The organism is Saliniramus sp. (genome assembly GCF_035311605.1).
Classification (GTDB): domain Bacteria; phylum Pseudomonadota; class Alphaproteobacteria; order Rhizobiales; family Beijerinckiaceae; genus Saliniramus.
Genome location: NZ_DATGCW010000234.1, coordinates 1 through 11122, shown reverse-complemented (window position 1 = coordinate 11122; position 11122 = coordinate 1). Strand labels below are relative to the sequence as shown.

Annotated in this window: 9 protein-coding genes; 5 read left to right on the top strand and 4 right to left on the bottom strand. The window is 65.5% G+C overall.

Translation table 11 applies throughout. The features are described from left to right. The 5 genes from VKP01_RS10545 to VKP01_RS10525 all read left to right on the top strand — a co-directional run. Positions 1-898 (top strand): replication-associated recombination protein A (locus VKP01_RS10545; protein ID WP_324412101.1); only part of this gene is annotated, 898 nt, incomplete at its 5' end. 114 nt (positions 899-1012) lie between these two features. Then, positions 1013-1243, top strand: coding sequence for a hypothetical protein (locus VKP01_RS10540; RefSeq protein ID WP_324412100.1), 231 nt, complete (start codon positions 1013-1015; stop codon positions 1241-1243). Between the two features lie 16 nt (positions 1244-1259). Beyond that, the gene (locus tag VKP01_RS10535) at positions 1260-1646 is read left to right on the top strand and encodes a hypothetical protein (RefSeq protein ID WP_324412099.1); all 387 of its coding nucleotides are present in this window, start codon (positions 1260-1262) and stop codon (positions 1644-1646) included. 109 nt (positions 1647-1755) lie between these two features. Further along, positions 1756-5316: a class I SAM-dependent DNA methyltransferase gene (locus tag VKP01_RS10530; RefSeq protein WP_324412098.1), complete on the top strand. Its 3561-nt coding sequence runs from the start codon at positions 1756-1758 to the stop codon at positions 5314-5316. Between the two features lie 86 nt (positions 5317-5402). Next, positions 5403-6194 carry a thermonuclease family protein gene (locus tag VKP01_RS10525; protein WP_324412097.1) on the top strand — a complete coding sequence of 264 codons (792 nt, stop codon included), beginning with the start codon at positions 5403-5405 and terminating at the stop codon, positions 6192-6194. A gap of 3 nt (positions 6195-6197) precedes the next feature. Here VKP01_RS10525 and VKP01_RS10520 read toward each other — a convergent pair whose 3' ends face one another. The 4 genes from VKP01_RS10520 to VKP01_RS10505 all read right to left on the bottom strand — a co-directional run. Continuing rightward, positions 6198-6863, bottom strand: a complete 666-nt coding sequence (locus VKP01_RS10520) for an FAD-binding oxidoreductase (RefSeq protein WP_324412096.1) — start codon at positions 6861-6863, stop codon at positions 6198-6200. A 194-nt stretch (positions 6864-7057) separates the two neighbouring features. Then, a complete protein-coding gene (gene trxA / locus VKP01_RS10515; protein ID WP_324412095.1) occupies positions 7058-7381 on the bottom strand; it encodes a thioredoxin in 324 nt (107 codons plus the stop codon). A 102-nt stretch (positions 7382-7483) separates the two neighbouring features. After that, positions 7484-10945 (bottom strand): double-strand break repair helicase AddA, encoded by a 3462-nt coding sequence (gene addA / locus VKP01_RS10510; protein ID WP_324412094.1) that lies wholly within the window; start codon positions 10943-10945, stop codon positions 7484-7486. After that, positions 10942-11122, bottom strand: a 181-nt coding sequence (locus VKP01_RS10505; protein ID WP_324412093.1) for a hypothetical protein, incomplete at its 5' end; no start/stop codon positions are given. The genes addA and VKP01_RS10505, both read right to left, overlap by 4 nt.

Below are 11122 nucleotides of genomic sequence, written 5' to 3'. Positions count from 1 at the left end.
CATCACGCTGGTCGGCGCGACCACGGAAAATCCCTCCTTCGAGCTCAATGCGGCGCTGCTCTCGCGCGCCCGCGTGCTCACCTTCCATGCCCTCGACGAGGAGACGATCGCACAATTGTTGACCCGCGCCGAAGCGATCATGCAGCGCCCCCTCCCCATCGACAACGACGCCCGCGCAGCCCTCGCGCGCATGGCCGATGGCGATGGGCGCGCCGCGCTCACCCTCGCCGAGGAACTCTGGCGCTCCGCCGGCGAAGACGAGCGCTTCGACACGGCTGGGCTCGTCAACGTGATCCAGCGCCGGGCACCGATCTATGACAAGGGACAGGAGGGCCATTACAATCTGATCAGCGCCCTGCACAAATGCGTGCGCGGCTCCGATCCCGACGCGGCCTTGTATTATCTCGCGCGCATGCTCGATGGCGGCGAGGATCGCCTCTTCATCGCGCGCCGGCTGGTGCGCATGGCGGTGGAGGATATCGGGCTCGCAGACCCGCAGGCCCTCACCATCGCCAATGCGGCGAAGGACGCCTATGATTTTCTCGGCTCGCCGGAGGGCGAGCTGGCACTGGCAAAGGCCGCCGTCTATCTGGCGACGGCACCGAAATCGAACGCGCTCTACAATGCCTACAAGGCGTCCATGCGCGCGGCGAAGGAACACGGCTCGCTGATGCCGCCGAAGACCATCCTCAACGCACCCACGAAACTCATGAAGCAGGAGGGCTACGGCGCGGACTACGTCTACGACCACGACGCGCCGGATGCATTTTCGGGGCAGAATTACTGGCCGGAGAAACTCGGTCGGCAACGCTTCTACGATCCCGTCGATCGCGGCTTCGAACGCGACATCCGCAAACGGATGGAATGGTGGGACAAGCTGCGGCGGGAGAGGGGGTGAGCGACGGCGACAGGTTCGCGAAAATCACGTGGAACGCGATTAAAGATTGCCATATCTCACAAAAAACACTATATAATTGCATACAAACACAGGCCAAACAGGATATATTCGAGTATGGCAGTTCGCACCTTGGCGCAACTTTCGGTGAAGAGCATGTCGCGGAATCTGGTTGATACGATCAGGCTTTTCTGCACGGTGGCGATTATCGTTGCCGCGATTGCACAACTCGCCTCGGGCCTGACCGAACCGGCCATCTTCCTCCTGTCCACCTTGGTTGCTGCGTTGGTTATCGGCTTACCGAAGCTTCTTCGGGCGATTTGGCCTGACGGCAATACAGCGTCCTGACGATACGATTCATGTGATGGCTGTTCTCGGGCCGGAAGCGGTTGCGACACTGACGATAGTGTTTGGCGTGCTGTTTGCTCTGCTGGCGGGTGTGGTCTTGATGCTGCTGCGGATCAGTTGGGATCACTTGTTCCATCTCGTCAAACAGATATCCAGCTATCCGTTCTCGACGGTACCCTTGGCAATTTTGTTGTGGAATTGTGTCGCCATCAACTTCAATGCCTGGCAGGACAATACCGAGGCCATAGAGGCATGGAGCCGCATCCAAAGCGATTCAGCACATGTCTTCGGCATCGGCACCACATTGCTCGCCTATGCGCGTTTCTCGATGATCATTTCGGCAACAGCGGATCTGGTCGACAGCGTACGGGAGCGTCTGGCCGCTTTCTCTCGCCAGCCATAGACACAACCCAAAATTAACTTTATGCACGCTTAGCGCGCATAATCGCGCTAGACAACTATTTCATAAGTTGTATTGACTGATTGCACCCGCAATACGTGTGCAGCTGGTCATGCTCGAAGATTTCATTGCTGAAGCGCAGGCCGCCTCTGGCGGGGCGGAGCGCTCGAACTACCAGATCTTCGTGCAGAAGCTCTGCGAAGCGCTCGACGTCGCGCCGCCGGGAATGGCCGGGCCGGATCATGAGCGCAACGACTACGTGTTCGAGCGCCGCGTCGATTTCAGGCATCCCGACGGCACCACCACGCCCGGCTATATCGATTGCTACAAGCGCGATCACTTCATCCTGGAAGCCAAGCAATCGAAGCGCCGGCAGGCTCCGGATGCGCCCGCGCGCCGCGTCGCCCGACCGGGCTGGGACCGCGTCATGGCCGAGGCGCGGCGGCAGGCGGAAAATTATGCGCGCGCCCTGCCCGTCGATCACGGCTACCCACCCTTCCTGATCACTGTCGATGTCGGGCAGGCGATCGAGATTTATGCCGATTTCTCCGGGCTGGGGAAGAACTACGCCCATTTCCCCGATCGCAATTCCTACCGGATCAACCTCGACGATCTGCGCCGCGAAGATATCCGCAAGCGCCTGCGGGCGGTCTTCATCGCACCGCGCAAGCTCGACCCGACCCGCCACGCATCCCGGGTGACCCGGGTCATCGCCGCGCGCCTCGCCCGTGTCGCGCGCCGGCTGGAGAAGCGCCACGAGCCGGTCGAGGTGGCGCAATTCCTGATGCGCTGCCTCTTCACCATGTTCGCCGAGGATTCCGGCCTGCTCCCCGCACGCGGCTTTCGTGATCTCCTCGGCCAGCTCAGGCTGAAGCCGGACAATGCCGTACCGGCGCTGACCGATCTGTGGCGGCGGATGGATAGTGGCGGCTACGAGCCGCGCCTGATGGCGACGATCAAGCGCTTCAACGGGACCCTGTTCAAGGACGCTACCGCGCTCCCGCTCGCCTGTGAAGAGCTGAACGAACTCGCCATCGCCGCATCCTATGACTGGCGCGATGTCGAGCCGGCGATTTTCGGCACTCTGCTCGAACGCGCTCTTGACCCCCGCGAGCGGGCGCGGCTCGGCGCCCATTACACGCCGCGCGCCTATGTCGAGCGCCTCGTCGTGCCCACCATCCTCGATCCGCTGCGCGCCGAATGGGACGAGGCGCGCACCCGGGCCGATGTCCTGCACGAAGCGGGCGATGATCGCGGCGCCGTCGCCGTCATCCGCGCCTTTCACCACCGCCTGTGCACCATCCGCGTGCTCGATCCCGCCTGCGGCACCGGGAATTTTCTCTATGTGGCGCTGGAAATGCTCAAGCGTCTCGAAGGGGAGGTGCTGGAAGCACTCGATGCGCTGGGCGAGGACCAGGCGCGTCTCGCCATGGAAGGTGAGACAGTGGGCCCGAAGGAGTTCTACGGGCTGGAACTCAATCCCCGCGCCGTCCCCATCGCCGATCTGGTGCTCTGGATCGGCTATATCAAATGGCAGCGCCGCACGACGAGCCTTGCCTCGCTGCCCGAGCCGATCCTGCAGGCTTATGGCGCGATCCGCCAACAGGATGCGATTCTGGATGCGGATGCGAAGATCCCGCACCGCGACGATAGCGGCGCGCCGGTCACGAAATGGGACGGGGTCAGCCATCGCCCGCACCCGGTCACCGGCGATCCGGTGCCTGATCCGAGCGCTCGGATCCCGGTTCATGATTACCGAAATCCGCGCCCGGCGCCCTGGCCGGAAGTCGAGTTCATCATCGGCAACCCGCCCTTCATCGGCGGCAAGGACATGCGCGAGGAACTCGGCGACGGTTACCGGGAGGCCTGCCGCAAGGCGCGCCCAAAGGTTCCCGGCGGCGCCGATTTCGTCATGCATTTCTGGGACGAGGCGGCAGTCCGGCTCTTGCGCAAGCCAACGAAACAGGCCCCCAACCCGCTGATCCGCTTCGGTTTCATCACCACGAATTCGATCACCCAGACCTTCTCCCGCCGCGTCATCGAGCGCCATCTCGAAGCGCGCGAGCCGCTCTCGCTGGTCTATGCCATCCCCGATCATCCCTGGCTCAAGGCACCCGACAAGGCCGCCGTGCGGATCGCGATGACCGTATGCGAGCGCGGCCGGCATGAGGGCGCGCTCGAAACCGTCACCGAGGAAGCCGATCTGAAGACCGACACCCCGCGCGTCGAGCTCGCGCGCAGGACCGGGATGATCCGGGCGAAGCTGACGCTCGGCGCCGATCTGAGCCAGGCGCGAGCGCTCGCCGCCAACGAGGCGCTGTGCAGCCGTGGCGTCGTGCTGCACGGCGCGGGCTTCATGGTCACGCCGCGACAGGCAAAGACGCTCGGGCTGGGGCGCATCGAAGGGCTCGAGGCCCATATCCGCGATTACCGCAATGGCCGCGACATCGCCGGGCGCCCGCGCGGGGCGAAGGTGATCGATCTCTACCCGCTGGCGCGCGAGGAGGTCAAGGCGCGCTTCCCGGCTGTCTACCAGCACGTTCTCGAACGGGTGAAACCGGAGCGCGACCAGAACAACATGAAGTTCCGGCGCGAGAACTGGTGGTGGTTCGGCGCGACCCACAAGGAACTGCGCGCCTTCCTCGACGGCCTGCCGCGCTACATCACCACCATCGAGACCGCCAAGCACCGCTTTTTTCAATTCCTCGACGGGGATGTGCGCCCGGATAACAAGCTGATCAATATCGGCAGCGACGACGCGGCTCTGCTCGCCGTGCTCTCCTCCTCACTGCATTGCTGGTGGTTCCAGGCGAATGCCGGGAAAATCGGGGTCTATGCCCTCGACAGCGTCTATGTAAAGACCCGCGTCTTCGACACCTTCCCCTTCCCGCCCTGCCTCAATCCGCGCCTGCCCGACCACCATCCGCAGGCCGCCCTGCGCAAGCGGCTGCGCAAGCTCGGCGAGAAGCTCGACGCGTTCCGCAAGGAGCGCATCGCCGCCCATTCCTTCATCACCATGACCGGGCTCTACAACGCGCTCGAACAGCTGCGCCTTCGCGCGGCGGGGCTCGTCAGGGAGCCGATGAGCGAGGCCGAGCGGGATTTTCACGAGGCCGGGCTGATCTCGGTTCTGGCCGAGATCCATGACGAGATCGACGCCGCCGTGCTCGAGGCCTACGGGCTCGACCATCTCGCGCCGGCTCTCGTCGGCCAGCCCGGCGCGACGACACCGCTGTCGCAAGAGAAACCCCCAGCGCTCGCTTCCGCAGAGGAAGAGCTGTTGAGCACCCTCGTCGCGCTCAACCAGGAGCGCCAGCGCGAAGAACAGCAGGGCCAGGTGCGCTGGCTGCGCCCGGAATTCCAGATCTCGCGGCTGGCCCACAAGCTGCCCGCGTCTCCGGACGAGCAGCTCTTCGCCGATCTCGTCGTCGCCCCGCAGGATCTGCGCATCAAATGGCCGAAAGATACCGCCGAACAGCTGCGTCTGGTGCGCCGCCTGCTCATCGCGACCCCGTCCCCCGCCCCCGATATCGCCATCGCCGAAGCCTTTGCAGGAAAGGGCAGCAAGCAGCGCCGCGCCCATGTGCGCGACGCGCTGGAAGCGCTGGCGACGCGCGGGATCGTCAGGAAAATTGCAGGCAGCACCCCGGCACGATACTTCATCCCACGCTGAATCATGACGAGAGGATTGTATCTTCCTTTAGGGAAGAGGCATAATTTGACTTCGAATCGCAGATCGTACCGGACATGAATTCAAGATTGGCCTCTTTGATAATTATCGCCCTGATCGGCGCGCTGGCTTTCTGGGATGAGGCTCCCTGGCAGGGCGAAAACGGGCCATCGACCGTCGAGCCGGTCGTCATCACGGATGGTCGCTCCGGCGGCACGCTCGCGCCGCGTCTGACCGGCCTGGTGCGCGTCGTCGATGGCGATACCATCAGTCTGGGCGAGCACCGCATCCGCCTGCACGGGATCGATGCACCGGAATCCGATCAGGCCTGTCTCGATCCGCAAGGCGCACCCTGGCCCTGCGGTGACGCGGCGACGGAGCGACTTGCGGCCCTGATCGGCGACGATCCGGTGCATTGCAGCGAGCGCGATATCGACCGCTACCAGCGTATCATCGGTGAATGCTTCACGGACAGCACCAATCTCAACGCCACCCTTGTGGCGGAAGGCCTCGCCTTCGCCTATCGTCGCTTCAGTCTGGACTATGCCGGGCTGGAGGATGAGGCGCGCGAAGCCGGGCGCGGTATCTGGGCGGGTACGGTTCAGGCGCCGTGGGACCATCGGCGTAATCCGCAGCATATGTTGATCCCTGATGTCGGCGCGACCGGCAGCACGTCAGCCGCGCAGGATGCCGGCTCCGGCCTTCAACCGCCCGGCGATTGTGCCATCAAGGGCAACATCAACCGACACGGTGAGCGCATCTATCACACCCCGGACAGTTCTTCCTACAGCCGCACCCGGATCGACGAGAGTCGCGGTCAGCGCTGGTTCTGCACGGAAGAGGAAGCCCGCGCGGCGGGGTGGCGCGCGCCGCGCGGCTGAGCGTTACGCCTCTTCGGTGACGATATGCTCGTCTGACACGCCGAGACTTTTCACGGCTTTCTCGACCGCCTCGATCATCGGCGGCGGACCACAGATATAGACGTTGTTGCTCCAGTCGGGGACATTGGCCTTCAGGAAATCCGCCGTTATGTCCTGACGCGGCACGGTAGCTCCGTTCTCGTCAGTCACCGTGAAGATGCATTCCAGCCCGGGCATCCCCTCCCATTCCTCGCGCAGGATGATGTCGCGCTCGGTTCTGTTCGAGAAGATCAGCGTGCACCCGGAGAGCTTGTTGTCTCGCGCGCGCCTGCGCAAAATCGGGATGAAGGGCGTGATCCCCGCCCCGCCGGCGATGAAGACACCGGGGCCCTGATCATTGATCGCCCCCCATGGCTCATCGATCAGCACCGTGTCGCCGGGGCGCAGATCCGCGATGCGTTTGGTGACGCCGTCATGATCGGGATAGCTCTTGATCGTGAATTCGAGGATCGGCTCGTCCGGCTGGCTCGTGAAGGTGAACGGCCGCTTCTCCTCGCGCCAGCCATCCTGATCGAGGGCGAAATCCGTCGCCTGGCCGGGCGTGAAGTCGTAGCCCTCGGGCCGCGTGAAAACAAGGCGGTTGGTATCGTGCGTCAGCGCGGAAATTTCGCGTAGCGTGATGCGATGCATGAAGTTCCTCCTTTGCCAGAAGAAACTGTGAAGCTACGCTGTCGGTTCCGGAAAATGACCGGCTCGACCGCATCTGCGGCCAAATGTCTGCCCCGCGCACTCCCGGCCAAACCGTGCATGCCTGACGAAAAAAGGCCCCGCCAGTTCTGCTGACGGGGCCGTAACATGCCAGTTCGGGCAATGCGCCCCGCAGATCAGCCGGCGAAACCGGCGATCCACTTCTGCAATTCGCCCTTGGGCGCCGCACCGACCTTCTGGCCGGCGAGTTCACCGTCCTTGAAGACCATGAGCGTCGGGATCGAACGGATGCCGAGCTGGCCGGCGACGGCCTGGTTCTCGTCGATATTGAGCTTGGCGATCTTCACCTTGCCGCCCATCTCCTCGGAGATCTCCTCCAGAGCGGGGCCGATCATCTTGCAGGGGCCACACCATTCGGCCCAGAAATCCACCACGACGGGTTCGGAAGATTTCAAAACGTCGGTCTCGAAGCTCGCATCGGTCACATTTACGGTCGCCATGGCGTCACCTTTCTCGATTGATTTCCCAACACATATGCGCCTGTCGGCACTCTCGCAAGTTACGCACCATGCCGGACATGACATTGCACACGAAGATGTGTCTCACCCGCCCGGTTCCGGCGGCGCGATCAGCCGCAGAGCCGCCTCGAGATCCGCCGCAGGAAGCTCGCGCACCTGCGGCCCCGCCGTCCAGACCATGAAGGCGCGGATCGTCCGGTCGGGATAGATCTGCGCCAGCAGCGCCCGGTAGAGCGCCATCTGCGTGAGATAGCGCGGCGAGAGGGGGGCGTCCGGATCGGGCGGGCGGGCGCTCGTCTTGAAATCGGCAAAACAGATCGCGTCCGCGCCGATGGCGAGCCGGTCGATCTGGCCGGTCACCCCGACGCGTGCGCCCGCCTCCCCGACGCCGACCAGGCCGGAGACCGGCGCTTCGGCCAGCGCATCGGCAGCGAAGAGTGGCGTGAGGCGTTCATCCTCGATTACCTTGAGCGCATCGGCGACGATGGCCGCGCGCATCGTCGCGTCGAGCCCGCCGGCACGGGCGGCGACGAAGGCGCGGGCCGCTTCCGCGCGCCGATCCGCCGGGATCGCCGGCAGGCGCTCGATCAGGGCATGGATGAGCACGCCGCGCTGGCGGGCGCTGGGGTCGAAGGGGCGATCGCGCAGGCTGGCCGGCGCATCAGAGGCGCCGAGCGCGCTGGACGGGCGCAGGGGCGGCGCCGGCTCCGGCTCGGGGGCGCTCATCCGGGTGAGCCAGTCGGGCAAGGGGAAGGCCTGCGGCGCCACCACCGCGCTTTTCTGCGGCGCGGCGGGGGCAAGCGCCGGGTCGTACCACAAGCCGACCGTGCCATAGGGCATTTCGGTCTCCTCGAGCCCGTAGGATCCCGCTTCGAGCGCCCGGCTGATCCGCGCTGTCCAGCAATCGGGGGGCAATTCCTTGTCCTTCTTGCCGCCATAGGGGGCGAGGACGAGATGATCGGCGGCACGGGTCAGCGCCACATAGAGCAGCCGGTTACGCTCCTGCGCATCCGCCGCCTCCTTGCAAGCGCGCGCCTCGGCGAGAATCTCCGGCTCCCTCTCCTTGCCCGGCGACCAGACCGGCAGCGCCCCGCCGATATCGTACAGGGCCGCCCCGTGATTGCCCGCCCGGGTCGCCTGGTCGATGACCAGAACCAGCGGCGCTTCGAGCCCCTTGGCGCCATGCACGGTCATCACCCGGACCTCGCGCCCCTCGGCTTCGAGATCGCGGCGGATCTCGCGCTCGGCGCCGGAAAAGCTCTCCAGAAAGGTCGCGAGGGACGGTGTCTGCGGATGTTCGGCATTGAGCGCTTCCGCGAGGAAGGCGTCGATCGCGTCACCCGCCTCGACCCCCAGCCGCGCGACGAGACGCCGGCGCCCGCCCTCGGGCCCGAGCAGGGCGGCGAAGAAGGCGAAGGGGCCGTGCCGCGCGGCGAGATCGCGCCAGCGCGCATGGTGCGCGAGCGCAGCCTGCGCCTTGGCATCCCCTGCCTCCGCATGGCGTTCGAGCGCATCATACAGGCTCACGCCATCGCCGCGATCGACGCCGATGCGGATGAGATCGTCGTCGTCCCAGCCGACGAGCGGCGATTTCAGGACGGTGGCGAGGGTAAGATCATCACCGGGCAGAAGCGCCGCGCGCCCGGCCGCCACCAGATCCTGCACGGCGATATGGGCGGCGATGTCCAGCCGATCGGCACCGGCGACGGGGATGCTGCGATCCTTCAGGGCGCGGATCGTGGCGAAGAAGGCCGGGTTGCGGCTGCGGGTCAGTATCAGGATCTCGCCGGGATGCCAGACCCGCCCCGTGGCATCACCCTCGCGCGTCCAGGCCTCCACCGCCTGCGCGATCCGCTGCGCCAGCCGCACCGGCGGCGATGCCGCATCCGGCTCGTCCAGCGGATGCGTCCAGGCATCGGGATCGGGCGCCTCCTCTGCCCGCTCGAAAGGCCAGATCTCGACCCGGGCGGGCTTGCCGATGCGGCTGCTCTGATGCGACGTGCCGGTGATCTCGTCCTCGAAGCTCAAGCCCTCGAAATTGCGTTCATCGGCAAAGACCGCATCCACCGCTTCGAGAATGGCAGGCGCCGTGCGGAAGGAGACGGTGAGTTGCACGTTCTCGAAGGCCCGGGCGACGCCCTTCGCCTTGTCCTGCCAGTAACGCCGGCTTTCCGAGAACTTGCGCGGCTCCGCGCCCTGGAAGGAATAGATCGACTGCTTTTCGTCTCCCACCGCGAAAACCGTGCGCAGCGCATTCCCCGCCTGGCCGGAACCGGCAAAGAAATCGCCCGTCACCGCGCGCAGGATGTCCCATTGCGCCGGGTTGGTATCCTGCGCCTCGTCGACGAGGACGTGGTCGATGCCGCGATCGAGCTTGTAGAGCACCCAGCCGCCGGCGGGGCCGGCCAGCAGATCACGCGTCTTGCCGATCAGATCGTCGAAATCGAGCATGGAGAGCCGCGCCTTGCGCGCCTCGATACGCCGGAACAGATCGCGCGCGACGGTGAAAAGCGCCCATGTGCGCTGCCAGGCCTCGATGCGCCCCATCCGCATGCGCAGGGAAACGAGCCGTTCCTGCTCGGCGGCGAGGCGTTCCTTGACGTGGTCCGGGATCGTCTTGGTGCCAAGCGACCTGGCGGGTGTGCCCCGCCCCTCCTTCGTGAAGAACAGCGTCAGATACAAGGCGCTTCGCTGCGCCGGATCATCCGTCGCGGCAGCAGCGATCAGCGCATCAGCGCGATCCTTGTCCGTCTTGCCGCCGGTCTGCAGGATCGCCACCAGATCGGCCCATTCCGAAACCGGAATCCCGCCATCGAGGATCTGTGCTTCCAGCGCGGCGAGGCTCTCGCCTTCGCCGACTTCGAGCCTTGCCCGGATCTCGGCGAGCGCCTTTTCGAAAGCATCATCGTCACGCAAGACCGCGCGCTTGCGCATTGCCGCCCGGATCAGAGCGGTTCGCCCGTCTCCGCCGCCATGGGCCGCGTCAAGAATATCGAAGGCCGCGCGCATCGTGGCATCGGCGCCGGCATGGGCGAGCGTGTCGGACATCGCCGCATCGAACAGAACCGCGCCCTGCACCTCGTCGAGCATGGCAAACCGCGCCGGCACGCCGGCCTCGAACGGGGCGATATGCAACAGGCGCTCGCAGAACGCATGGATCGTCCCGATCTTGAGCCCACCCGGCGTCTCCACTGCGCGGGCGAAGAGCCGCCGCGCCAGGGCGAGCCGCGCCACATCGGGTTCGCGCCCGTCGAGATCGCGCAGAGCCTGTGCGAGCGCCGCATCGTCATGCGTCACCCAGGCCGCGAGGCGGTCGAAGACGCGCATCTGCATGTTGGCCGCCGCCGCCTTGGTGAACGTCAGGCAGAGGATGCGGTTGGGCGCGACTCCCTCCAGCAGCAGGCGCAGCACCCGGTCGGAGAGCACCTTGGTCTTGCCCGAACCGGCATTGGCCGACACCCAGGCGGAGCGATCGGGCATCGCCGCGCGGCGCTGGCGCGCCGTCGTATCGCTGATCGGATCGCCGCTCATGCTCGCACCGCTCATGCGCTCTGTCCATCGCCGCCGCCGCTGACCGACCATTCCCTGACCCGGGCGAGATGGTCGTAATCATTGTAGGCCTTGGCGAATTGCGGATAGGGCCGCGACATGTAGCCGAGCTCCCCCTTGATGAAACGCGCCACCAGACCGCGCAGGCGGGCCACATGATCGGCGATGATCTCC

Excerpts from the sequence above, each read along its gene's own strand:
- VKP01_RS10530 (WP_324412098.1), top strand. The coding sequence starts at position 1,756 with ATGCTCGAAGATTTCATTGCTGAAGCGCAGGCCGCCTCTGGCGGGGCG.
- VKP01_RS10535 (WP_324412099.1), top strand. The coding sequence starts at position 1,260 with ATGGCTGTTCTCGGGCCGGAAGCGGTTGCGACACTGACGATAGTGTTT.
- trxA (WP_324412095.1), bottom strand. The coding sequence starts at position 7,381 with ATGGCGACCGTAAATGTGACCGATGCGAGCTTCGAGACCGACGTTTTG.
- VKP01_RS10540 (WP_324412100.1), top strand. The coding sequence starts at position 1,013 with ATGGCAGTTCGCACCTTGGCGCAACTTTCGGTGAAGAGCATGTCGCGG.
- addA (WP_324412094.1), bottom strand. The coding sequence starts at position 10,945 with ATGAGCGGTGCGAGCATGAGCGGCGATCCGATCAGCGATACGACGGCG.
- VKP01_RS10520 (WP_324412096.1), bottom strand. The coding sequence starts at position 6,863 with ATGCATCGCATCACGCTACGCGAAATTTCCGCGCTGACGCACGATACC.